Below are 23,255 nucleotides of genomic sequence, written 5' to 3' on the forward strand. Positions count from 1 at the left end.
CTTCGTGAATCGTTTGGTTCCGTTTGCTCCGCCAACGGGTAAAGATGGCAGCATGAGCAGCGATGCGACGTCATCTCCCGAACCGCCACTGAGCACTCCGGCACCAGGTCCGAACCAGCCGCCGCCGCCCGAGTCAGCGGTCAAATTCACTCGAACGGCCGGTTTGTGGTCGTTCTTGGCGCTGGGTTTTCTGATCCTGATCATTTTGCTGATCTTCATCACCCAGAACACGACATCCGGGGACTTCGCGTTCCTGGGCTGGCACTGGTCCCTGCCGCTGGGGGTGGCCATCCTGCTGGCGGCCGTCAGCGGTGGGTTGATCACCTTCCTCGCCGGTACGGCGCGGATTTACCAACTTCGCCGGGCGGCCAAGAAGAACCTGCAGGCCGCCAGCCGGTAGCTCATCCGTTCTGCAACTCGGCGATCCCGGCCGCGATCAGCGGCGCCACCGTCTCTCCGACCCGGTCTGAGGCCTCGACATCGTCGGCCCCACCTGCCATCCGCCGGCGGAAGTCGATGCCGGCCGCGATGATGGCCAGCTTGAAATAGGCCAGGCCCATGTAGAAGTTCCAATACGCCAGCGGCTGTCCGGATGTCTCCGAATACTTCTGCGCCAGCTCGTCGGCCACCGGTATTTGCGGCGACGTCCAGGCGGCCTGCGTGTTGATCACCAGATCGAACGTCGGGTCGCGGTAGACGCACATCAGCGCGGCGTCGCTGAGCGGATCGCCGAGGGTGGACAGTTCCCAGTCGACGACGGCTCGCACCCGGGTGGGGTCGTCGGCGTCGAGGATCGTGTTGTCGATCCGGTAGTCGCCGTGCACGATCGACGTCCGGCTCTGCTGCGGAACCCCGTCCGCCAGCGCCTGACGTAGCCGGGCCACGTCGGCGTCGCGGTCGTCATCGGGAAGACGGACATGCTCCCACTGCGAACCCCACCGACGGACCTGGCGTTCGAGATAGCCGTCGGGCTTGCCGAAGTCGGCGAGACCGACCGCCGCGGGATCGACGGCGTGCAAGTCGGCCAGCACCTTGATCAGCCCGTCGACACAACCGTCGATCACCGGCTGGTCACCCATGGCTTCGAGCTCGGCGCGACTGCGCACCACCTGGCCGGCCACGTATTCGACCATCTGGAACGGCGCGCCGAGCACCGAGTCGTCCTTGCACAGCGTGACCGCGCGGGCGACCGGCACGTCGGTGTCGGCCAGCCCGGCGACCACGGTGTACTCCCGCGCCATGTCATGCGCCGAGGGAGTCAGCCCGTGCAGCGGCGGGCGGCGGAGCACCCACTTCGACGAGTCGTCCGCCACCAAAAACGTCAGGTTGGACCGGCCGCCGGAGATCAGTCGTGCGGTGAGTTCACCGGCTCGGGCGACGCCGACCGATCGGAGGTGCTTGTCCAGTGCGTCCAGGTCCAGCCCGTCAAGAGTCACGACGTCTTCTTATCAGCGGTTCGCCGGTTTCTCGGCAGCAGGTCCCATACGTGCTCGGTGCCGTTCACCGTCACCACGCTGGCCCGGCCGGACCGGGAGAACAGCAACCGCGTCACCGACACGTAGTCGATCGGGAACGACAGGATCCGTCTGGTGCCGAGAATCTCGTGCAGCACGACGTTGATCACCCCGCCATGGCTGAACACCGCGACGGTCTCCTCGTGACCTGCGGTGGCGACGACATTGTCGACGGCTGCTTTGACGCGCACCCGGAACGCGTCTTCATCGACCGCGCTGGGGAGATGTCCCTCCGCCATCCGAGCCCACTCCTGCGGATTCTCGGTCCGGATCTGCTCGACGGGGATGTACACGGGCAACTCGCGGTCGTATTCGGCGAACCGATCGTCGATCTCGATGTCGAGCCCGAGCGCCTCGGCCACCGGTTGCGCAGTCTGGACCGCGCGGCACTGCGGGCTACTGATCACCCGGGTGATCGGAAAACGGGACAGCGCCTCGGGCAACCGCGCCGCCTGCTCACGGCCCTCATCGGAGAGGTCCGGGTCGGCGCCCTGACCTGGCTCGCTGCGGAGCGGCAAGGCGTGCCGGACCAGTAGCAACTGCATCCGGACAGCCTCGCACGCGCCGCGATCCCCTACCGACGGCGGTGGAGAATGCTATTCTCCGCGTGGAGATTGGGGTGTGCGGATGCTGGACGACGAGGTCCTGGGACGCTGGCTGGACGCGAACGATGCTCCTGGAGCCGGTGAAAAGCCACGGCTCGAGACGCTGTCCGGCGGCTCGCAAAACACCCTGTACCTGATCCGCCGGGGTGCCGAGCGCATGGTGTTGCGCATGCCGGGCGATCGAGCCGACGCCGCCCGCATCGACGGGTTGCTCCGCGAAATCAGACTGGTCCGCGCGCTGGGCGGCACCGACGTCCCCCACGCCGAGTTGATCGCGGCCGACGAAGCCGGCGGACTGTTCGGCAAGCCGTTCTACGTGATGCAGGCGATCGACGGCTGGAGCCCGATGGACGGTGGCTGGGAGGCGCCGTTCGACGACGACCTCGAGGCGCGTCGCGGCCTGGCCTTCCAACTCGTCGAGGGCGCGGCCAAGCTGGGTCGAGTGGACTGGCAGGCCCAGGGACTGGCGGGCTTCGGCCGGCCGGACGGGTTCCACGAACGCCAGGTCGACCGCTGGCTGGCGTTCCTGAGCAGCTACCAGGTGCGCGAGCTTCCCGGCCTGCACGAGGCCGCGGAATGGTTGCGCCGCAACCGACCCGCGCACTACACCCCCGGCATCATGCACGGCGACTATCAGTTCGCCAACGTGATGTTCGCGCACGGCGGACCCGCGCGGCTGGCCGCCATCGTCGACTGGGAAATGACGACGGTCGGGGATCCATTGCTGGACCTGGCCTGGTGCCTGCTGGGCTACGACGGCGAACACCCCAAGCAGGACGGGTTCTACCTGGACATGACGGGTATGCCGACCCGCAGCGAGTTGCTGGACAGCTACGAGCAAGTCAGCGGCCTGACATGCGACAACATCGACTACTACCTGGTGCTGGCCAACTGGAAGCTCGGCATTGTGCTGGAAAAGACGTACGCCGCCGGAGTGCGCAGCGGCAAGGTCGACGCCAAGATCCAGGACGCGTTCGGGACGATGGTCCCCCAGTTGATCACAACAGCCGCCGGGCTGGCCGGGTCGCTGAAATGACCTATGCTGACCAGCTTTTCGACCTCACCGGCCAGACGATCCTGATCACCGGGGGCAGCCGCGGGCTCGGCAAGGAGATGGCGTTCGGTGTCGCGCGCTGCGGCGCCGACGTGGTGATCGCCAGCCGCAAGATGGAGAACTGCGTCGCGGTCGCCGAACAGATCGAAAGCGAAACCGGCCGCGCGGCAATGCCATACCAGGTGCACGTCGGCCGATGGGACCAACTCGACGGTCTGGTCGAGGCGGTATACGACCGGTTCGGCAAGGTCGATACATTGATCAACAACGCGGGCATGTCGCCGGTCTACGACAAGCTCACCGACGTCACCGAGAAGCTGTTCGACGCCGTGGTGAACCTGAACCTCAAGGGCCCCTTTTGGTTGTCCGCATTGGTCGGTGAGCGGATGGTCGCGGCCGGCCGGGGCTCGATCATCAACGTGAGCACTGCCGGTTCGCTGCGGCCCACCCCGGACATCATCCCGTACGCATCGTCGAAGGCCGGCCTGAACGCGATGACCGAGGGCTTCGCGCGGGCGCTCGGCCCGACGGTCCGCGTGAACACACTGATGGCGGGCCCCTTCCTCACCGACGTCAGCAAGTCGTGGAACATCGAGCAGGCGTCGCACAATCCGTTCGCCGGCCTATCGCTGCAGCGAGCCGGCCACCCAGCCGAAATCGTGGGCGCCGCACTGTTTCTGGCGTCGGACGCATCCAGCTTCACCACCGGCTCTATCGTTCGGGCCGACGGTGGAATCCCCTGATAAAGAGAGGCTTCACGATGACGTGGGACTTTTCCACCGAACCGGAATTCCAGAAGAAACTGGACTGGGTCCGCGAGTTCGTCCGTGACGAGGTCGAACCGCTGGAGGTGCTCTTTCCCGGCTGCGAATTCCTGCCGCTGAACGACGAACGGCGCAAGGTCGTCGACCCGCTCAAGCAGCAGGTCCGCGACAACGGCCTGTGGGCGCCGCATCTCGGCCCGGAACTGGGCGGCCAGGGCTTCGGGGCGGTCAAGCTGACGCTGATCAACGAGATCCTGGGCCGCAGCCCGTGGGCGCCGATCGTGTTCGGAACGCAGGCCCCCGACACCGGCAACGCCGAGATCATCGCGCGCTTCGGCACCCAGGAGCAGAAGGACCGCTACCTGTCCGGCCTGTTGTCGGGTGAAATCTTCTCCTGCTTCTCGATGACCGAGCCGCAGGGCGGCGCCGACCCACGCGTGTTCACCACCCGCGCCGTCGAAGACGGTGACGACTGGGTGATCACCGGGCGAAAGTACTTCTCCAGCAACGCCTCCGTGGCGTCGTTCTTCATCGTGGTCGCGATCACCAATCCTGACGTCGCGGTGCATCACGGCGCGTCGACGTTCCTGATCCCGGCGGACACCCCGGGCCTGAAGGTCGAGGCGAATCACCACCTGGTCGGTGCCGACCCGCACGAACCAGGACATTCCCTGGTGCACTACGACGACGTGCGGGTGCCGTCGACCGCGCTGCTCGGCGAGCCCGGTCAGGGCTTCCTGATCCTGCAGACCCGGCTGGCCGGCGGCCGGCTGCACCACGCGATGCGCTCGATCGGTATGGCGCAGCGCGCAGTCGATATGATGGCCAAGCGGGCGAAAAGCCGCTTCACCCAAGGGACTGTGCTCGCAGACAAGCAGCTGGTCCAAGAGTTCATCGCGGACTCCTACACCGAGCTGACGCCGTTCCGGCTCACTGTGTTGCACGCGGCGTGGCTGATCGACAGCGGTGACGAGCACGCTGCCCGGGCGGAGATCGCCACCTGCAAGATCCTGGCCTCGCAGGTGCTGAAATCAATTGCACTGCGGGCGATTCAGGTGCACGGCGCGCTCGGACTGACCGATCAGCTGCCGCTGGTCAACGTCCTGCTCGGCGGGATCGCGCTGGGCCTCGCCGACGGACCCACCGAGGCGCACAAGGTGAACCTGGCCCGGATGCTGCTCAAGGGCGTCGAGGCGGAGAGCACGGAGTGGCCCAGCGAGATGCTCGACGTTCGCCGCGAGACCCTGCGCGCCAAATATGGAGAGCTCATTGACCACTAGGGTCGCCGCGGCGGTCGAGCGGGCCCTCGACGATCGGCAGCGCGAGGCGACCGAGGAGGTCGAACGCATTCTGGCCGCGGCCGTCCGAGTGATGGAACGGGTCGCCCCCGAACCACCGCGGGTCAGCGACATCGTGACCGAAGCCGGGTCGTCGAACAAAGCGTTCTACCGCTACTTCGCCGGCAAGGACGACGTGATCCTCGCGGTGATGGAGCGTGGCGTCGCGATCGTCGTCTCGTATCTGCAGCATCAGATGGCCAAGGAGCACACACCGGCGGGCAAGGTGCGCCGGTGGATCGAGGGGGCGCTGGCCCAGGTCGCCGATCCGCACTTGATCAGCATGAGTCGCGCTGCGGCCGGCCAGGTTTCGGCGACCGCCGACTGGCGAGCCGCTGACGACGCCATCATGCGTCCGATGCGCGACCTGCTGACAGAACCGATTGCCGGGTTGGGCAGCACCGACGTCGACCGCGACACCGACGCCGTGTTTGTGTGCACGGTGTCGGCGATGCGGCGTTACCTGGATTCTTCGCAACGGCCTCGCCCGGCCGATGTCGACCATCTGGTGGGGTTCTGCCTGCGCGGACTGGGGGTCAGCTGATGCGCGCAGCGCTCTGCCGCGCCTACGGCCCGCCCGAAGACATCGAGATCTGCGAGGTCGCCGACCTCGAACCGGGCCCAGGCCAGGTGGTGGTGCGGGTACACGCGGCCGCGGTCAACTTTCCGGACGTGCTGCTGATCGACGGCAAATACCAGGTCAAGATCCCGCCACCGTTCACCCCGGGCAGCGAGCTCGCCGGCGAGGTGACCGCGGTGGGTGACGGCGTGTCTGTCCCTGTCGGCCAACGGGTTTCGGCCACCACATTCGTCGGAGCGTTCGCCGAACAGGCGCTGCTACCCGCATCGGCGGTCACGGCGATACCCCCGGGCGTCGACTTCGCCTCCGCCGCGGCGTTCGGCGTCACCTACCGCACCGCCTACCACGCGCTGCGGTCGATCGCCGGGGTTCAACCGGGCGACTGGGTGGTCGTCCTGGGCGCCGCCGGCGGCGTCGGTCTGGCGGCGGTGGATCTCGCGGTCGCGATGAAGGCACGCGTGCTCGCCGCCGCGTCGAGCCCGGAGAAGCTCGAGCTGTGCCGCCGGCGCGGCGCGGCGGCCACCGTCGACTACGACCGCGAAGACCTCAAGAGCCGCATTCGCGAGCACACCGGCGACGGCGCCCGTGCGGTACTCGATCCGGTCGGCGGAAGCTATTCCGAACCGGCACTACGCGCCCTCGCCCGCGGCGGCACGTTCGTCACACTCGGCTATGCGGCCGGTGCGATCCCGTCGATCCCGCTAAACCTGGTGCTACTCAAGGGAATAACGGTTCGCGGCATGGAGATCCGCACCTTCGCCGATGACCGGCCCGGCGATTGCGCACGCGATCTGCATGAGCTGACGGAGATGTTCGCGACGGGTGTGATCAAGCCGTACATCGGGGCACGATTCCCATTGGAGGACACCGCCGCGGCGCTGCGGCTGGTCGCAGATCGCAAGGCGGTCGGCAAGGTGGTCATCGACGTCACGGCGTGAGCGCCGCGTCGCGGCGGGGTTATGAGAATTGCCCTCCTTCGAGCGACAACTCGGGCGAGCCGGAAAGTTGTCGCTATGAGGCGGGCACATCGATTGCCGTCTGCCGCAGCGGTGGGGCCCGTGGAGACCGGCCGGCGACGTCACGGCGTGACGATGTTGAACGACGGGTCGGGTCGATCGAGGACACCGAGGAACCGCTGCAGGGCCTCCTGATCGCCGGACACCTCGAAGCCGGGCGAGGTGAAGTCACCCGCGCCCAATTGCACGAGGCGAAACGCGTTGCTCAGCGTGATGGTTACGCCCGCCGTGGCCGGGTCGGCCGGCACCCGACGATGCACCAGCACCCCGTTGCGCAGCGCGAGCCGGTAATTCGCGGCCGGCTCGCCGAGCGTGACGTCCAGGGCGATATCAAGGTCCCACGCCCGCGGTCCATTCACGCTGATCGCCAGACCGTCGAAGATCTGCTCGGGAGTCAACTGCGCCAACAACGTCGGCGCCGACGTCTGCGCCGCGGTACCGAAGTTGCCGTCGCGCAACTCCGTTGCCCCGGACAGGAAGAAGTTGCGCCAGGTCGCATTCTCCGCGCCGTAGGCCAGCTGCTCCAAGGTGTCGGCGAGCAGTGACCGAGCGCCGGCGTGGTCGCTGTCGGCAAACACAGCATGATCGAGTAGTGTTGCCGCCCAACGGTAGTCACCGTCATCGAAGGCCTGCCGGGCAAGATCGACCACCCGGTCGATGCCGCCGAGCGCGTCCACGTAGCGGGCACCGAGGGCCTCGGGTGGGTGTGCCCATAGCCGCGCGGGATTGCCGTCGAACCAGCCCATGTAACGCTGATAGACGGCCTTGACGTTGTGGCTGACCGAGCCGTAGTACCCGTGGGTGTGCCACGCCTTGTCCAGCGCCGGCGGCATCTGCATGCTCTCGGCGATTTCTGCTCCGGTGTGCCCCTGGTTGAGCATGCGCAAGGTCTGGTCGTGCAGATACGCGTACAAATCCCTTTGCAGCGAGAGGAATTCGACGATCCGATCGCGCCCCCACGTCGGCCAGTGGTGCGAGGCGAAGACCACGTCGGTGCGGTCGGTGAACGAGTCGATCGCCTCGGTCAGATACCGCGACCAGGCGTGCGGGTCGCGGACCAGCGCTCCGCGCAGCGTCAGAAGGTTGTGCAGGTTGTGGGTGGCATTCTCGGCCATGCACAGCGCGCGGTATCTCGGGAAATAGAAGTGCATTTCGGCCGGCGCCTCGGTGCCCGGGGCCATCTGAAATTCAATCTCGACGCCGTCGATCGTGTGTGTCTCCCCGGTCCGGGTGATGTCGACCGTTGGGACGATCAGGGCGATTTCACCCGTCGACGTCGCTTGTCCGAGACCACAACCCACGTGGCCGAGCGGGCCGACCTCGAGCATGCTGCCGTACATGTAAGTGGCGCGGCGGGTCATTGCGGGTCCCGCGTACACGTTCTCCTGCACGGCGTGCTCGGTGAAGCCCTCCGGCGCGATCACCGCCACGGTGCCCGCATCGACGGCGGCCTGTGAGGTGACGCCCAGCACGCCGCCGAAATGGTCGACGTGGCTGTGGGTGTAGATCACCGCGACCACGGGGCGGTCGCCGCGGTGCGTGCGGTACAACTGCAGCGCTGCCGCGGCTACCTCGGTGGAGACCAACGGGTCGATGACGATCAACCCGGTGTCGCCCTCGACGAAGCTGATGTTCGAAAGGTCCAGGCCGCGGACCTGGTAGATCCCGGGTACCACTTCGTACAAGCCATGTTTGGCTGTCAGCGTGCACTGGCGCCACAGGCTCGGATGCACCGACGGCGGCGCGTCACCGGTGATGAACGCGTACTTGTCGTTGTCCCACACCACCCGCCCGTCGGCGGCTGTGACGACGCACGGCGTCAGCGCCCCGATGAAACCCCGGTCGGCGTCGGCGAAGTCGGCACTGTCTTCGAGGGGAAGTTGTCGGTTCTGATGTGCGGATGCGATGACGGCCGTCGGCGGCTTGTGGTCCACGGCCTTGAGATTGCCATCTACCCGAGCCGGAAGGAACAGCAAACGTCCGGCTGCGTCAGGCGCCTAGGCCGGTAGCCGACCCGTAGACCGCGCACCTGGCCCCGCCGGAACGCTTGGCCGCGTACATGGCCTCGTCGGCGTTCCTGATCGCATCGTCGAGAGAAAAGTGCGGATCGTCAGCCGGGAGCCAGGCCACCCCGACGCTGGCGGTCAGCTCGGCGCCGTCGACCTCGCCGCGGGTCAACGGGGTGAGTCGGCTCAGCAGGACCGGCGTTTCGTCGCGAACGTCGACCAAGGACACCAGCACGAACTCGTCGCCGCCGATGCGCGCGGTGATCTCAGTATCACCGGCCAGCGACCGCAACGTCCGGGCCATCGCCATCAGCGCCGCGTCCCCGGCCGCATGCCCCTCCCCGTCGTTGAAAGCCTTGAAGCGGTCGATGTCACACACCGCGATGACCACGCTCGCCGGCGACGAGCGCCGCACTGCCGAGGCAACCGCGGCATGCATCCCACGCCGGTTGCGCAGCCCGGTCAGCGCGTCGTAGTGGGCTGAGCGCGCCGTCCGGCGAATCGAGTTGCGCCCGATGTCGATCACGGCCAGACCGCCGACCGGCACAGCGACGGTCCACGCCAGCGCGGGCATGAACACCGGGAACAGCCCCAGGACCGTTCGATGGTCGGACGACACTGCCCAGGTGGTGATGCCGACGATCAGTGCCCCACAGAAGGCGCAGTGCAACAGCAGGATTCGGCCGCCCAGCAGGAAGCCGACGTAGACACCCACCAGGCCGAGATACAGCGTGGTGCACAACCGGGCGTCCGGCGTGGACATCGACACCGCGGCGATTCCCACCGCCGTATCGGCCCAGACCACGAATGCGACAGCGCCGGGATAGCGCGGCCACGGGCCGCGTAGCAAGCGCAGAGCAACCAGAGCAGCGGACACCGTCACGGCCAGCAGCAGTGATCGAGCGAGCACACCTACGGGGGCAGCCGGCGTGAATTGGACGATGACACCGAGGCCCGCCAGGGCGAAGCAGCACGCCGCCACCAGCCTGGTGAACACCCGCAGCATCCGGCCTTCGCGCATTGCAGCGGTCGCAAACCGGAAGTCACGCCGACTCAACCGCCACCCTCCCCGACCCGCACGTCCGGCAAAGGATATCCCGCTGCGGATGCGGTTTCCGGAATCCAGACCCGTCCAGCGCTGCCGAGACGGATCGGAATCCATTCGGCAAATGTCAGGTGAATCGGGTTCATGCACTCTCAACAGGCAGCTCAAATTTTGCGAAATTTACCGGCCCTCGTTCCAGCAAACCTGCATACTGCCGAAGCGGCTCGTCATTGGTGATGCGCCGCCATGGAAAAACAAAAGGAGAACCGGGTGAAGCGTTCAGTAACGGTCGCCGCAGCAGCGCTGGCGATCGTCGTCGTGGGTCTGTCTGGCTGTTCCAGCAACAAGTCGTCGTCAGGCGGGACCAGTGCGTCGTCGGGCAGTGGTGGCGCCACCGCCTCGAGTGGATCGTCGACGGCGAAGGTCACTATTGACGGCAAGGACCAGAACGTGCAAGGAACGGTCGCCTGCACGACCGCTGCCGGCACCGTCAATATCGCCATCGGTGGAGCCGCAACCGGCATCGGCGCGGTGCTGACGGACGCCACTCCGCCGTCGGTGAAGTCGGTCGGCCTCGGCAACGTCAACGGCGTGACGCTGGGCTACACCCCCGGCGTTCCTGGCGCGGGCAAGGCCGACGCAACCAAGGACGGCCAAAAGTACAAGATCAGCGGTACCGCAACCGGGGTGGACATGGCCAACCCGATGCAACCCGTAAACAAACCGTTCGAAATCGACGTGACCTGCCCCTAGGGCCGGTCGCGGATTCCACCGACACGGCAGCGGCGACCCGGCGTCACTGCCGTTCGGCGGAATCCAATTGCATTGCCGGCTCTTAAGGCTCTTTGAACAGCGGCAGACGGACGGTGAAGTCCGTGCGGCCCGGCGCGCTCTGCAGCGTGATCGTGCCGTGGTGTGCTTTGACCACCGCGGAAACGATGGCCAAACCTAATCCGGTGCTGCCGCCCTTGCGCGACCGCGACGTGTCTCCACGGGCGAACCGCTCGAACACTTCGGACTGCAACTTCTCGGGAATGCCGGGGCCGTTGTCGCACACGCTCAGCACGGCTTCGGTGCCATCGGAATTCAGTCGGGTGGTGACCACCGTGCCGGCGCCGGTATGAACCCGCGCGTTGGCCAGCAGGTTGGTCATCACCTGATGCAGCCGAGCCGCGTCGCCGGACACCATCACCGGTTCCTCCGGCAGGTCCAGCTCCCACTGATGGTCCGGTCCGGCGACGTGCGCATCGCTGACCGCGTCAACGGCGACCCGCGAGAGGTCGACCGGTTCGCGTTCCAGCGGACGCCCGGAATCCAGGCGGGCCAACAGCAGAAGGTCTTCGACGAGGTGGGTCATCCGCTCGGTCTCCGAGTGCACCCGCTTCATCGCGTGGGCGACCGCATCGCTGTCGTCGCCCATGCGCTGGGCCAGCTCGGTGTACCCACGGATCGCCGCCAGCGGGGTCCGCAGCTCGTGGCTCGCGTCGGCGACGAACTGCCGGACTCGGGTCTCGCTGGCCTGCCGCGTCGACAATGCGGCGGCGATGTGGTCGAGCATCCGGTTGAGGGCGGACCCGAGTTGACCGACTTCGGTGCGCGGGTTGGCATCTGACTCCAGTACCCGAACCGGCAGGGCCACTTCGCCGCGGTCTAGCGGCAGGTCGACCACCTCCGTGGCGGTTTGGGCGACGCGACGCAGCGGCGCCAGCGCGCGCCGGATGATCACGATGCCCGCTGTGGTGGCGGCGGCCACCGCGATCACGGTGACCACGCCGAAGATCAACAGGACCCGGATCATCGTCGCGTCGACGTCGAACATCGACAGGCCGGTGACGACCACCTGGCCGCTGCGGCCGGTGTCGGTGGCGACCACCCGATAACGGCCCAGACCGTCGACGGAGCGGGTCGCCGGCGGCCGGTCGACCGGCACCGAGGCCAACTCGGCGCGTGCGGAGTCAGTCAGCGCGGCCCGCCCGCCGGCCGCGGTCAGGAAGCCCGCCTCGATCGTCTCGTTCGGGCCGATCACAGCCCCCACCATGCCGACGGGTTGGGCCGGCGCGTCTAGGAAGACCGGCCCCGGACCGGGTCGCGGGAAGGGCCGCGGGTGGTGCCGCCACGGGGCCCTCGGCGGCTCGAGAAGAATCCGCACCGAGCGGTGCGACGCGTCACGCAATTGCGTGTCGAGCTGCGCCACCAGGTACTTGTACAGGGCGAGCTCAGTCGCCGCGCCGATGCCGACACAGACGACTATGAGGATGAGGATCTGACCGAACAGCAGGCGGAAACGGAGGGACCAGGCCCCGCCCATGACTAGCGTGCCGGCTTGAGGACGTAACCGGCGCCGCGCAGCGTGTGGATCATCGGCTCGTGCCCACTGTCGATCTTCTTACGAAGGTAGGAAATGTAGAGCTCGACGATGTTCGACCGGCCGCCGAAGTCGTAACTCCACACCCGGTCGAGGATCTGGGCCTTGCTCAGGACCCGCTTGGAATTGCGCATCATGAAGCGCAGCAGCTCGAACTCCGTGGACGTCAACGAGATCGGCTCCCCCGCGCGAGTCACCTCGTGGCTGTCCTCGTTGAGCACCAGATCCCCGACCACCAACTGTGCGCCGCTGTCCTCGGTCGTCACCCCGGTGCGGCGAAGCAGGGCGCGCAGCCGCAGCACCACCTCTTCCAAGCTGAACGGTTTGGTGACGTAGTCGTCGCCGCCTGCGGTCAAACCGGCGATCCGGTCCTCGAGCGCATCCTTTGCGGTCAGCAGCAGCACGGGCAGCTGGGGAGTTTCCTCGCGAAGTTTGCGAAGGACGTCGAGCCCGCTCATGTCCGGGAGCATCACGTCGAGCACGACGACATCGGGTCGCTGCGCACGGGCCGACTCCAAAGCGGCGGCCCCGTCACCTGCGGTCGCGATGTTCCAGCCTTCGTAGCGCAGTGCCATCGAGACCATCTCGGCGAGAACGGCCTCGTCGTCGACGACCAAGACGTTGATCGGATTGCCGTCGGCGCGGCGCATCACCACGCGCTCGACGGGCGCCTGAGAGACGGAACTGTGGGGTTGGCTCACAACTACCCAGTATGGGCACGGCGATGAGGCGTTGCTATGGCATAGCTATGCGCCGGCTGTGAGCCAACCCGCACGGCTAGAACCAAACTTTTCGCCCGCCGACCGGCCGCCCCACCGCACCGAGGACGAACAGGATGACGCCAATCGCCACCAAGATCCATCCGAGGGTGATCAAAAGGGGTACCGGAAGCACATAGCCGAGGACGAGCAAAATAATTCCGAGGACGATCATCATGACTCCTTATTCTTCAATTGTTGACGTACTTCATTTGTTTCGAGCGGCCCGTCAGGCCGACTCCGCGCAGTCTGGGTCAATACCAATAGCGCCGGCCACCCACTGGGCGACCGACGGAGCCGAGCACCCACAAGACCGCTCCGATCACCAGCAGAATGATGCCGATCGTCTGCAGCACAGCAACTTTGAGGACGTATCCCAATATCAGCAGGATGATGCCCAAGCCGATCATGACGCCTCCGTCCCGATCAATTGGTCGATGTCAAAGCCAGGCATCGAACTTGGTTGCGGCAAATGGCAGTCGGTAACTTTCGGGTTGACACCCGCATAGTTAAGTGGACCCGCCAGCACAGTGACTGCGATCGTGCCGAGGGTGGCACAGTTTTGTTCGGTGTTTTTCAAATAGTCCCGCTGGAATGCGGCTATCACGCCGATTACCAGCCACACCACCACGATCGAACTGATCAAACCTCCGCCACGCATCCTGACCTCCATTTTTTGGGGCAAAACCGTAGAGCAGCGCTAAGGTACCCAGGCTGGCAAACGTCCAAACATTTGGACTGGATATCTGAATTGCCGTCTGACAGAGGTATTTCGTGCGACCCCGCTCAGCAGCGATTTTCGGGCGTCGGCCGCGCGGAATGAGTACTGCAGTACTACAAAACCGGTGTGCGAAAAACGTCTCGCGCCGAGGGATTTCGCTGTGTCAGCAAATCAGGGCCGGCGCGCGGCCGTGAAGACAACGGGCGGCATCGCGTCGGGCGGCGGCACCTGCCGGCCATGCCGGGCCAGCAGATCGGCCATGCCGATCGCGGACGCCTCCCAGCCGTGTCCGCCCAGCCAGTCGACGATGTCCGTGCGCTCCTCGGGGTACCAGAGTTCTTCGACGTCGGGAACCTCCGCGCCGAGCACCTCGGCCGCGGCCGCGCGGAAGCGAGTCGACTGCTCGCGCTGACTGGCCAGCAACTCGGGGTTTACCGCCTGCTTGGACGGGCCATTGGTGGCCAGTCGGCTGCCCGGCGCGCTCAGCTCGTCGATCCGTTCGAGCAAGAGATCTTGAGCCGCCGCCGGCAGGTAACGCAGCAGCCCCTCGGCCGACCACATGGTCGGCGCGGATGCGTCGAAACCCGCGTGCTGCAACGCTTCCGGCCAGTCGTCACGTAGATCCACCGCCACGCTGACCAATCGCGCGGCGGGCTGGGCGCCGTGCCGCCGCAGCGTGCCGGACTTGAATTCGAGCACCTTCGCCTGATCCAGTTCGTACACCGTGGTGCCGTCGGGCCAGGGCAGCCGCCACGAACGTGAGTCGAGGCCGGATGCCAGAATCACCACCTGCCGGATGCCGGACGACACCGCGTCAAGGAACAACTCATCGAACCACTTCGTGCGTACCGCCATGAAGTCGACCATCACCTGTCGCAGCGCGCCCGCCTGCGGCTCCAATTCGGACAGTGCCGCCGACAGCTTCGGGTCCGACGTCAGGCTCCACATGCCCGGACCGGCCGCGTCGAGGAACACCTGCGCGTAGGGGTCTTGGATCAGCGGGTTCTCGCTGACCGTTTCGGCGGCGCGGGCCGCGGCCACTCCGAGGGCGGTCGAGCCGACACTTTCGGTGATTTCCCACGAATCGTTGTCGGTCCGCGCCATCCCTCGTCCTCCCCTTTGTAGCCAGCATCGGACACTACGCGAGCCGCCTGTCAGGGCGCTGGCGTGCGTAGTAGCTTCACCTTCGTGGAGGAGCTCACGGCCCCGGACGGCCTCGCGGAGTGGATGTCGGACCAGGGTTTAGGCGAGGGCCCGCTCGAGAACGTCGCCACGATAAGCGGCGGAACACAAAACATCATGCTGCGGTTCAGCCGCTCCGGGCGCGAATACGTACTGCGCCGCGGGCCCCGGCACCTGCGCCCCCGCAGCAACATCGTGATCATGCGGGAGACCGAAGTGCTGGCGGCGCTGGCCGGCACCGACGTCCCGCATCCGCGGCTGATCGCCACCTGTGCCGACACCGGCGTGCTGGGCGATGCGGTGTTCTATTTGATGGAACCCGTCGACGGCTTCAATGCCGGTCAAGAGTTGCCGGACCTGCACGCCGGCGACCCGGCCGTGCGATTCGGCATGGGACTGTCGATGGCCGAGTCGCTGGCCAATCTCGGCGCGGTCGACTACCAGGCGGTCGGTCTGGGCGGGTATGGCAAGCCGGACGGCTTCCTGGAACGTCAAGTGTCGCGGTGGCTTTCGGAGCTGGACGGCTACCGGAAGTTCGACAATTACCCCGGGCCCGACATCCCAGGTGTCGACGACGTCGCCACCTGGCTCGACGAGAGACGGCCCACGCACTGGACGCCGGGCATCATGCACGGTGACTACCACGCCGCCAACGTGATGTTCTCCCGCACCGGTCCCGACGTCGTCGCGATCGTCGACTGGGAGATGTCCACGATCGGGGACCCACTGCTCGACCTGGGCTGGTTGCTGGCCACCTGGGGACAGTCGCCGGCGTTCAGCGGTCAGTTGTTCGAATACAGCGGCATGGCCGCCCCGAGTGACCTCGTCGAGCAGTACTCCTGCAACACCACCCGCGACCTGTCGCACATCACCTGGTACACGGTGCTGGCCTGCTTCAAGCTGGGGATCGTGCTGGAAGGTACCCATGCCAGGGCGTTCGCGGGCAAGGCGCCCAAAGAGATTGGCGATTTGCTGCACAGTGCCACCGTCCAGCTCTTCGAGCAGGCTCTGACCCTGATGGCCACCGCATGATCTTCTCCGACATGCGGGCCGTCCGGCTCTACGACGGTCCCGCCGAAGTGCAGACGTACGCGATCGCCCGCCAGGTTTTGCGGCCCTAGTCCCCCGGGGTCAGCGCCGCGTCCACACTGGGGTAGAGCGCGACGACGTTGTCCAGGCCGGTCAGCTGGATCGGCCTGCTGGCCGCCGGACTGTTCGCCACGACTGCGATCCGGGTCGCGCCGCCGACCTTCTCGTTCGTCGCCGCGAGTATCCGCAACCCGACCGACGCCATGAAGGTGACACCGGAGAGTTCGATGGCGAGAACAGCGGGATTGGCTTCGAGGGCCTGCGCGATCGCTTCTTCGAAAGCGGGCGCGGTGCTGAGATCGATCTCGCCGCTAATGCTGACAACGGCGGCGCCATCCCGGTGCGCGACGGAGGTGGTAATCGGATCCGCAGCTGACAACGGCCATCCTTCGTCTGAAGTGATCCCATTGCCGGCGAGCACGGTGCCGACCCAGGCCACCCGGCAAATTCGCTGAAATAGTACTGCACGGTTCCGCGCTAGGAGGCTCGGTTAGTCTGAGCGAGACGTATGCCCGCCGCGGAGAATCGGGAGGTTCGATGTCCACGCTCCCGCGCCGGTCCAGGTGATCATCGCGCCGGTGCCCAACGCATGACGACCGACGATTTCCTCGTCCAATACGCGGCGGCGCTGCGGGCGCATGTGCAGAGCGGCGGAGCACGAGACCTCGGCGTCGGCAACGAGCTGGGACGCCAAGCGCTGCGCGACGACGTCAGCATGCTGAAGATCGTCGAGACGCACGTCGAGCTGGTCGGCAAACTGGCACAACAGGATCCGGGCTTCGACAGCGCCGAGGCGCTGGCGTTTCTGCTGCACACCCTCGCCCCGCTCGATGCCGCGACACGGCGATCCGAAGAGCAGCGGGTGCGCGCCGACGATCTCGCCGACCGCGACCAGTTTCGCAACGCGGTCGTCAACTCGTTGCAGGAGGGCTTCTTCGTCGCCGAGCCCGGCGGTGCGGTGACCGAGATCAACGAGGCTTTCGTCAGGCTCACCGGCTACTCCGCCGACGGACTGCCGTACCGGTGGCCGCACCCGTGGTTGGTGGACCACGAATCAGCGCGCACCCAACAGGCCCGGCTGGCCGTGGAGAAGCAGGTGCAGTACGACACTCCCATCCGGCATCGCGACGGTCGCCTGGTGTGGGTCGCGGTCAACATCAACTGGGTCGAATCGGGCGACGGCGACAGCCACGTGTATGTCGGAACGCTGCGCGATATCACCGCCGAGCGCGCGTTCGCGGCACGGGAAAGCGCCGTGCTCCGGTTGGCCACGGCGGTCAGCGTCGCCAAGAGCATGTCCGACGTCTTGTCGATCACGCTCGACGAGTGCCGCCTCACCCTCGACGTACACCGGGTGGTGGCCGCGTTGTGGCCGGCCGACGGCACCGAGCCCACCATCCAGGTCGCCGGCAAGCTGACGGCGCCGGACTGGCGTCACCTGGACCCGGCGCTGCGAGAAATCTTCGCGCAGGCGCGGCGGCAGCTTCCGCTGACCGTTCAGCCGATCGAAAGTCCTGACGCCCCTGGCCAATCCAGCGGCGTGGTTGCCGTGTTGACCGGCGCCGGCACCGTCACACTCTGGCTCGAGCTTCGGGTGCCGCGGCGGATCAGCGGCGAGGATCGGCTGCTGATCACGGTGCTCGTGGGTCACCTCGGGCTGGCGATCCAGCACGTGCGCCAGTTCGAAGCGGCCCGTGAGACGTCACTGACCCTGCAGCATGCGATGCTGGCGGCCGCCGAACTCCCGCCTGGTTTCGCGGTCCGCTACGAGCCGGCCGTCACTCCACTGGAGATCGGCGGTGACTGGTACGACGTGCTCCGGATCGGCGCGAGCCGGATCGGCATCATCGTCGGCGACTGCGTAGGGCGAGGCCTGCCGGCCGCGGCGGTGATGGGTCAGCTACGGGCCTCGGCGCGGGCCCTACTGCTGACCGGCGCCGAGCCCGCGAAGCTGCTCGAGGAGCTCGACGCGGTTGCCGAGTTGATCCCGAATGCGTTCTGCACCACGGTGTTTCTGGCCGTACTCGACACCGATTCCGGCGAGTTGTCCTACAGCTGCGCCGGCCATCTGCCCGCCGTGCTGGCCGAACCGGGCAAGGGGCACCGGCTAATCGCCGACGCGCGGTCGGTTCCGTTGGCGGTCCAGCGCAAAGCTTCTCGTCCACAATCGTCTGTGACGCTGCCGCCGGGTTCGACGCTGATGCTCTACACCGACGGCCTCGTCGAGCGCCGCGACGTGCCGCTGGATGACGGCATGGCCCACCTCGGCGCCACCGTGTCACTGGCCGCGAATCAGACCGTCGATGCCGTCGCCGACGCGGCGCTCGCCGAACTGGCGCCGCCCGACGGCTACGACGACGACATCGCCATCGTCGTGTATCGCCGGCCCTACCCGTCGCTGGCGATCCATCAGGTGGTCAAGGCCGACCAGCTCGGCGAACTCCGGCATCAGCTTGCGGCGTGGCTGGATGACGCCGGCGTGGGTGAAGAACGGGTGGCCGACATCGTGCTGGCGGTCAACGAAGCCGTCGCCAACAGCATCGAGCACGGCTACCAGGGCCGCAAACTGGGCAAAGTCCGACTCAAGGGTGACAACGACGGGTCGCGCATCCGGATCAGGATCATCGACAAGGGGTCGTGGAAGCCGGCGGCCACCGATCCCGGTGTCCGGGGCCGCGGGCTGCTGTTGATCCGCGCGGTCAGCGACTGGCTCGAGATGGATTGCACGCCAAAGGGAACGACGGTCGATATGAGTTTCAGCCTGGCTACCTAGTCAGGGCAGCACGGTGTGCATCAACATCACGTCGTACGCCGACCACAGCGACAAGTTGAAGTACAGGTCCTTGCCGTTCGACCACGGGTGGATCATCGGCGCGTAGATGCCGCCGGGCATCTGGAACGACGAGACCAGCGGCTGCTCGGGACTCCACGGCCCCTCCGGCGCCGGTGCGGTGCGGGCGATGACGTCGTTGTTACCGCCGTTGGTGTACAGCACCAGATATTGCTTGAGGTAGTCGTTGTACTGGGCCGACATCTCGCCGACCGGACCCGGGAAGATCGGCGTCGCCGCTCCCGGGTCACCCGGGACCCAGCCGCGGCCCTCGCCGTTCCAGTACTGGTACCTGCTGATATCGGGCAACGCATTCGGCTGGACGCGGGACAGGAAGGCCGCGCCGCTGCGGCCGGACGGCGTCCCGAACGAGTAGATGTAGCCGTCCTTGCCACGCATGAATGCGGCCATCTGGAAGTTCTCGTTACCCGGAACGAAGCGCCCACCCGGCACGGTGTCCGCCCCGGCGAGCCGGATGCTGGAGGGATAAATCCCCCACGACTGACCGTTGTCCAGCGAACGCGCGATGCCCGAGTAGTTGGTCGACCACTCCCCGTCGCGGCCCCAGCTCTTGATCGACATGAAGCTCATGTACTGGGTGCGGCCCATCGACAGCGCGGACGTCGGAATCATGCCGGTTTCGTGACTGGCCTTGTGGATGCTGTTGAGCACCTGCTTGGAAAGCCCCGGTGCCCACACCGGCGAGCCCGAATACGGGTTGTTCGGCACGCCGTCGGCGACGTGGATGCCGTGCGACAGGTCGCGGTCGTTACTGCGGAACAGCGTGTTGTACCGCCACTGCTGGCCGTGCACGGCGCAGTAACCGAAGGTGTCGCCGAATGCCATCAACACCTGACGGTTTGCCGGATCGCCGTTGTCCCAAGGGATCCCGAGGTCAGTCCCGGAGATACCGAAGCGTTCCAGGGTGTGGTTCGGGCTGTTCGGCCCGGTCACATATTCGACGAGCGACGTCGGTGCACCCGCGATTGCCGCCGGCGGCGGTGAGGGTGGAACCGGAACCGCCTCGGGGACAGCTTGATTGGCGTTGGGCGATTGCGGCACGGCCGCAGCGCCGGGGGCCGGCGGGACGGGCGTGACCGCCGCCTGGAGTTGCGCCGGCCGTTGTGGAATCGCCTTCAGCAGGCCCGAGATCAGCGGGCCCAGCTTGGGCAGCGGCGCGTTGTCGTTGGTGCCACGCGGCCTGCGGCCGGTCGGCGGCGCGACAGGTCCAGGCGTCGGCATGGTCGGCATTCCAGCGGGCGGCGGGACGTTCGCCTCGGGAGCGCTGCAGGGAACCGCGAAAGCGGGTGGTGCGTAGCCGACCGGCACGATGAGCGCCACCACGGTCACCAGGGCCACGGGTACCGAAACAATTCGACGGTTCGCCGACATGTCCCACCTCTCCAGGGGGCGAGCCGTCCACGTTGACGTTCGCAGTTACCCATGTGACGATAGAGGCGAATGGGACCTGTGAAACCTGCGAGACGTCAATAGGTATCCATCCGTGACCGTGTCGCAACCACTCCGGTTGAATCGACTTCATGGATCAGACAGCGATGGCGCGCAAAGCCTTTGCCCACGACGCCGTCGTCGCGATGCGGGACGACGCCAGCCCGAACGCGCTCGGCGGCGCGATTACCAAGGCGTTGTGCGGAAGCTGGGACCACCAGCCGCCGTGCCCGTTGGCGCCGCACCACGTCAGCAGCACGCCCGCGGGTGGCCTCGTGGCGGTCCGCGTCGTGTTCGCCACCGAACCCTCACACGAGCAGCGGGTGCGGACCCTGATCGGCGACGCGTTGGCAGCCGGCCGGCTGGACGTCCCGGACGGTGGCATCGCACGATGGGAGCTACGGTCGGCGACCGCGAGCAGCGTGCGCACCGACGAGCACGACCTGGCCGCGCACCTCGTCGAGCACTGACGCGCGACGCTCAGCGTGTTCGGGCCGGGGCGGCTGGGGTCATGCGCTCGGTAACGCCTGTCACCGGCAGCACCGCCTCGCGGATCGCCGCCAGCACCGCCGGGTGATTCGCGGAGTGGTCGCCGGTGGGCGTGGCGATCACCCGGGCCGGACAGGACGACGACCGTCGCAGCCGTGCGATGGCCGCCCGGCCGCCTTTGGCGGTGAATCGCTCCTCGTCCTCGGGCGAGACGATCACCGTCACCGCCGTCCCGCGCCGCGCCAGCGTCGTCAACACCGCCTCCGGCAGCCACACCAGCCCCATCCAGTTCAGCAGCCACAGTAGACCCCGCGGAAAGTGCTGGTGCAGAGCATTTTTCGCCGCTTCACGGGCCGGATCAAGGTTCGCCTTGACATGGTTTGCCCTGGATCCTGTTGCGCTGCCGACACATTCGGCCGTGTCGACGGCCGACGCCGCACTCAGCGCTCGCTTCCGGTGGTACCACTGCGACAGCACGGTGGAGGTGACGCGCCAACTCCAGGCGAGCTGGTTGACCAGCACCGCCGACCGCGCACCGAGAATACGCGCGGTGTGCGCGGCATACCACGAACCCGAACAGATGCCGACGAGTTCGAGTTCATCGGCATCCGGGCACACATGCCTGGCCACCGCTACCGCGTCGGCGATGTCGTCTTTGCGGTAGACGCTGCGGTAGGGGTCGCGATCGATGTGGCTCGACAGACCCAGCCCGGCCGGGTCCCAACGCACCGCCTGCGAACCGGCCGACGCAATGCGACGCGACAGTTCCACCCACTCGCGGGCGGGCCCCACATGCAGATCCTTTGCCGCCACGTGAAATATCACCGTTTTGACCGGTGCGAGAAAGCGGCGGCGCGGCAACGTGCGGATGGCGAACAGGCCAGCTAGCCCGATTCGTTCGATCCTCTCGACCACGTCGGCCCCGCACGGACCCTCGGCCGGCATGGTGGCCGTCGAAAGATATTGCGGCACAGCGCGGTCGGTACCCGCCGGGCACTTATCGTCGAGCCACTCGGCGACCGACTGCACCGCAGCCGACGGGATGGGCAGCAACACGTCCCGGGGTCGGGCACAATCCGGCAGGCCAGGAGCGACGATCGCTTCGACTCCGGCGGCACCCGCTAACGCGGTGAGGTGCCGATCGGTTTCGCCGGGCCGATTCACCACAAGCACGTCGCCGAGACCGTAGGCGCCGACGGGATCCCCGGTCATCCGTAGCGCCGCGAATTCCGAAGCGGCCTCTTCGCTGAACCGACCGCCGATGACCGATACCTCGCCGGGTGTCTCGGCCTCGTCGCCGACCGCCAACCGGAACAGCGTGGTGTGTTCGCGGAGGTAGCGCCGCCCGGTGCCGGGGGGATCGAGGTAGACCACCCGTTCGATCCGGTGAGATCGACCGGACCGCAGGGTCCGGCCGAGGTATTCCTGGAGGATCAGACACCCGGCCCGAATCCCGATGGCGCTGAACGACTCCGCGCCGATTCGGCGAAGATACTCTCGAGCGTGACCGACGCTGGCGACCCAGTTGGCCACCGCGTCGTCGCGCACCTGCCGGTAGGCGGAGTCGCCGGTACCCAGGTAGTCGAAGCGCAGCACCGCCAGCCCGCGGCGGGCCAGGTCGTCGGCCAGGTTTCGGTGCAGCCGAGCGCTGTCCATCGCCTCCTTGCCGAGCGAGCCGCACATCAGCACACCGCCGCGAATATCGTTGCCGGCCGGTAGATGCAGCACGCCGAACAACGGCGAATCGGCCGGTCCGAAAAACGTCGGCTGCTCGGTCGTCGTCAGCGCCATGCCCGGCCCCCGCACGCGACGACGACCACGGCCATCGCATGGCAGTCGGCGTGCGATAGCGACACCGACGTGCTGAGCCACCCCTGATGCTGCGCCCGCTCGGCGAGCGAACCGCTCAGCCGAAGCCGCGGCACCGGGCCGTCACGGATGATCTCGATCTCGCGCAACGGGAAGGGCATGTCGGGGTCGGCGAACGCCTTGATGACGGCTTCCTTCGCGGCGAACCGAGCCGCCAGTCCGTGGACGTCGCGGCCTTGGCAGTCGTCGATCTCGCCTGCGGTGAAGACCTTGCGGAGGTAGCGGTCGCCGAACATCGACAGTGAGTCGGCGACGTCGTGGACCGAAAGGACGTCGCATCCGATTCGGACGCGATTGTCGTCGATCGCGTCCGGCAAGGTCGGTAGCAGCATCACACGGACGTCGTGACGAGGCTCTCGATGACCTGCGCGATGTTGTGGACGGATTCGAAGGTGGACTTCTTGAGCACCTCTTCGGGGAACTCGATGTCGAACGCGTCCTCGAGGGCAAGCATCACGTCGACCGACGCATGCGAGGTCAGACCTAGTTTGTACAGGTCCGCCTGAGCGTCCACCTCACGTGCGTCGACCGCCATGCGCCCATGCGCCGCCAAGACTTCACGAACCTGGTTCTGAATCATGC

Annotated in this window: 25 protein-coding genes; 10 read left to right on the top strand and 15 right to left on the bottom strand. The window is 66.8% G+C overall.

The window, feature by feature from the left end; all coding sequences use genetic code 11:
• Positions 1-52 precede the first annotated feature (52 nt).
• Entirely contained in the window at positions 53-400 is a 348-nt protein-coding gene (locus MKK62_RS07455) for a LapA family protein (protein WP_240261673.1), read from the top strand.
• 1 nt (position 401) lies between these two features.
• Here MKK62_RS07455 and MKK62_RS07460 read toward each other — a convergent pair whose 3' ends face one another.
• Both MKK62_RS07460 and MKK62_RS07465 read right to left on the bottom strand, forming a co-directional pair.
• Positions 402-1,436, bottom strand: coding sequence for a phosphotransferase family protein (locus MKK62_RS07460; RefSeq protein ID WP_240261672.1), 1,035 nt, complete (start codon positions 1,434-1,436; stop codon positions 402-404).
• Complete coding sequence (locus MKK62_RS07465; RefSeq protein ID WP_240261671.1) at positions 1,433-2,059, bottom strand: histidine phosphatase family protein; 627 nt, start codon at positions 2,057-2,059, stop codon at positions 1,433-1,435. Before MKK62_RS07465 ends, MKK62_RS07460 begins: the two co-directional genes overlap by 4 nt.
• Positions 2,060-2,141: 82 nt before the next feature.
• Between MKK62_RS07465 and MKK62_RS07470 the strand changes: the two genes are divergently transcribed.
• The 5 genes from MKK62_RS07470 to MKK62_RS07490 are packed head-to-tail and all read left to right on the top strand — an operon-like array spanning position 2,142 to position 6,792.
• Positions 2,142-3,155: a phosphotransferase family protein gene (locus MKK62_RS07470; protein WP_240261670.1), complete on the top strand. Its 1,014-nt coding sequence runs from the start codon at positions 2,142-2,144 to the stop codon at positions 3,153-3,155.
• Positions 3,152-3,916 carry an SDR family NAD(P)-dependent oxidoreductase gene (locus MKK62_RS07475; protein ID WP_240261669.1) on the top strand — a complete coding sequence of 255 codons (765 nt, stop codon included), beginning with the start codon at positions 3,152-3,154 and terminating at the stop codon, positions 3,914-3,916. Before MKK62_RS07470 ends, MKK62_RS07475 begins: the two co-directional genes overlap by 4 nt.
• 17 nt (positions 3,917-3,933) lie before the next feature.
• Positions 3,934-5,217, top strand: coding sequence for an acyl-CoA dehydrogenase family protein (locus MKK62_RS07480; RefSeq protein ID WP_240261668.1), 1,284 nt, complete (start codon positions 3,934-3,936; stop codon positions 5,215-5,217).
• Positions 5,195-5,818 carry a TetR/AcrR family transcriptional regulator gene (locus MKK62_RS07485; RefSeq protein ID WP_240261667.1) on the top strand — a complete coding sequence of 208 codons (624 nt, stop codon included), beginning with the start codon at positions 5,195-5,197 and terminating at the stop codon, positions 5,816-5,818. Before MKK62_RS07480 ends, MKK62_RS07485 begins: the two co-directional genes overlap by 23 nt.
• Positions 5,818-6,792, top strand: a complete 975-nt coding sequence (locus tag MKK62_RS07490; RefSeq protein WP_240261666.1) for an NADPH:quinone oxidoreductase family protein — start codon at positions 5,818-5,820, stop codon at positions 6,790-6,792. The genes MKK62_RS07485 and MKK62_RS07490 overlap by 1 nt, the downstream gene beginning before the upstream one ends.
• Positions 6,793-6,932: 140 nt before the next feature.
• Here MKK62_RS07490 and MKK62_RS07495 read toward each other — a convergent pair whose 3' ends face one another.
• Together MKK62_RS07495 and MKK62_RS07500 are read right to left on the bottom strand one after the other, a co-directional pair.
• Complete coding sequence (locus tag MKK62_RS07495) at positions 6,933-8,804, bottom strand: alkyl/aryl-sulfatase (protein ID WP_240261665.1); 1,872 nt, start codon at positions 8,802-8,804, stop codon at positions 6,933-6,935.
• Between the two features lie 55 nt (positions 8,805-8,859).
• Entirely contained in the window at positions 8,860-10,038 is a 1,179-nt protein-coding gene (locus MKK62_RS07500; RefSeq protein WP_240261664.1) for a GGDEF domain-containing protein, read from the bottom strand.
• Between the two features lie 153 nt (positions 10,039-10,191).
• Between MKK62_RS07500 and MKK62_RS07505 the strand changes: the two genes are divergently transcribed.
• Positions 10,192-10,674, top strand: a complete 483-nt coding sequence (locus tag MKK62_RS07505) for a lipoprotein LpqH (RefSeq protein ID WP_240261663.1) — start codon at positions 10,192-10,194, stop codon at positions 10,672-10,674.
• 82 nt (positions 10,675-10,756) lie between these two features.
• Here the strand turns inward: MKK62_RS07505 and MKK62_RS07510 are convergent, their stop codons facing one another.
• The 6 genes from MKK62_RS07510 to MKK62_RS07535 all read right to left on the bottom strand — a co-directional run bounded on the left by MKK62_RS07510 (position 10,757) and on the right by MKK62_RS07535 (position 14,869).
• Entirely contained in the window at positions 10,757-12,229 is a 1,473-nt protein-coding gene (locus MKK62_RS07510) for a sensor histidine kinase (protein ID WP_240261662.1), read from the bottom strand.
• Between the two features lie 2 nt (positions 12,230-12,231).
• Positions 12,232-12,936 carry a response regulator transcription factor gene (locus MKK62_RS07515; RefSeq protein ID WP_240264254.1) on the bottom strand — a complete coding sequence of 235 codons (705 nt, stop codon included), beginning with the start codon at positions 12,934-12,936 and terminating at the stop codon, positions 12,232-12,234.
• A 127-nt stretch (positions 12,937-13,063) separates the two neighbouring features.
• Entirely contained in the window at positions 13,064-13,219 is a 156-nt protein-coding gene (locus MKK62_RS07520) for a DUF6131 family protein (protein ID WP_240264253.1), read from the bottom strand.
• Between the two features lie 79 nt (positions 13,220-13,298).
• Positions 13,299-13,454 (bottom strand): DUF6131 family protein, encoded by a 156-nt coding sequence (locus MKK62_RS07525; RefSeq protein WP_240261661.1) that lies wholly within the window; start codon positions 13,452-13,454, stop codon positions 13,299-13,301.
• A complete protein-coding gene (locus MKK62_RS07530) occupies positions 13,451-13,717 on the bottom strand; it encodes a hypothetical protein (RefSeq protein ID WP_240261660.1) in 267 nt (88 codons plus the stop codon). Before MKK62_RS07530 ends, MKK62_RS07525 begins: the two co-directional genes overlap by 4 nt.
• A gap of 219 nt (positions 13,718-13,936) precedes the next feature.
• Positions 13,937-14,869 (bottom strand): class I SAM-dependent methyltransferase, encoded by a 933-nt coding sequence (locus MKK62_RS07535; protein ID WP_240261659.1) that lies wholly within the window; start codon positions 14,867-14,869, stop codon positions 13,937-13,939.
• A gap of 123 nt (positions 14,870-14,992) precedes the next feature.
• Between MKK62_RS07535 and MKK62_RS07540 the strand changes: the two genes are divergently transcribed.
• Positions 14,993-15,979 carry a phosphotransferase family protein gene (locus tag MKK62_RS07540; protein ID WP_240264252.1) on the top strand — a complete coding sequence of 329 codons (987 nt, stop codon included), beginning with the start codon at positions 14,993-14,995 and terminating at the stop codon, positions 15,977-15,979.
• 85 nt (positions 15,980-16,064) lie between these two features.
• Here MKK62_RS07540 and MKK62_RS07545 read toward each other — a convergent pair whose 3' ends face one another.
• Positions 16,065-16,415, bottom strand: a complete 351-nt coding sequence (locus MKK62_RS07545; RefSeq protein WP_240261658.1) for an STAS domain-containing protein — start codon at positions 16,413-16,415, stop codon at positions 16,065-16,067.
• A gap of 210 nt (positions 16,416-16,625) precedes the next feature.
• On the opposite strand from MKK62_RS07545, the gene MKK62_RS07550 reads away from it, so the two are divergent.
• Positions 16,626-18,809, top strand: a complete 2,184-nt coding sequence (locus MKK62_RS07550) for a SpoIIE family protein phosphatase (RefSeq protein WP_240261657.1) — start codon at positions 16,626-16,628, stop codon at positions 18,807-18,809.
• Here the strand turns inward: MKK62_RS07550 and MKK62_RS07555 are convergent, their stop codons facing one another.
• Positions 18,810-20,258: a DUF4185 domain-containing protein gene (locus MKK62_RS07555; protein WP_240261656.1), complete on the bottom strand. Its 1,449-nt coding sequence runs from the start codon at positions 20,256-20,258 to the stop codon at positions 18,810-18,812.
• A gap of 149 nt (positions 20,259-20,407) precedes the next feature.
• On the opposite strand from MKK62_RS07555, the gene MKK62_RS07560 reads away from it, so the two are divergent.
• Entirely contained in the window at positions 20,408-20,785 is a 378-nt protein-coding gene (locus MKK62_RS07560; protein ID WP_240261655.1) for a hypothetical protein, read from the top strand.
• A gap of 10 nt (positions 20,786-20,795) precedes the next feature.
• Here MKK62_RS07560 and MKK62_RS07565 read toward each other — a convergent pair whose 3' ends face one another.
• Genes MKK62_RS07565 through MKK62_RS07575 form a run of 3 tightly spaced genes read right to left on the bottom strand, consistent with a single transcriptional unit; the run spans position 20,796 to position 23,253 of the window.
• Positions 20,796-22,595 (bottom strand): alpha/beta hydrolase, encoded by a 1,800-nt coding sequence (locus MKK62_RS07565; protein ID WP_240261654.1) that lies wholly within the window; start codon positions 22,593-22,595, stop codon positions 20,796-20,798.
• Positions 22,586-23,005: a holo-ACP synthase gene (locus tag MKK62_RS07570; RefSeq protein WP_240261653.1), complete on the bottom strand. Its 420-nt coding sequence runs from the start codon at positions 23,003-23,005 to the stop codon at positions 22,586-22,588. Before MKK62_RS07570 ends, MKK62_RS07565 begins: the two co-directional genes overlap by 10 nt.
• Positions 23,005-23,253, bottom strand: a complete 249-nt coding sequence (locus MKK62_RS07575) for an acyl carrier protein (RefSeq protein WP_240261652.1) — start codon at positions 23,251-23,253, stop codon at positions 23,005-23,007. Before MKK62_RS07575 ends, MKK62_RS07570 begins: the two co-directional genes overlap by 1 nt.
• Positions 23,254-23,255: the final 2 nt, after the last annotated feature.

It is taken from the genome of Mycobacterium paraterrae (assembly GCF_022430545.2).
Lineage (GTDB): Bacteria > Actinomycetota > Actinomycetes > Mycobacteriales > Mycobacteriaceae > Mycobacterium > Mycobacterium paraterrae.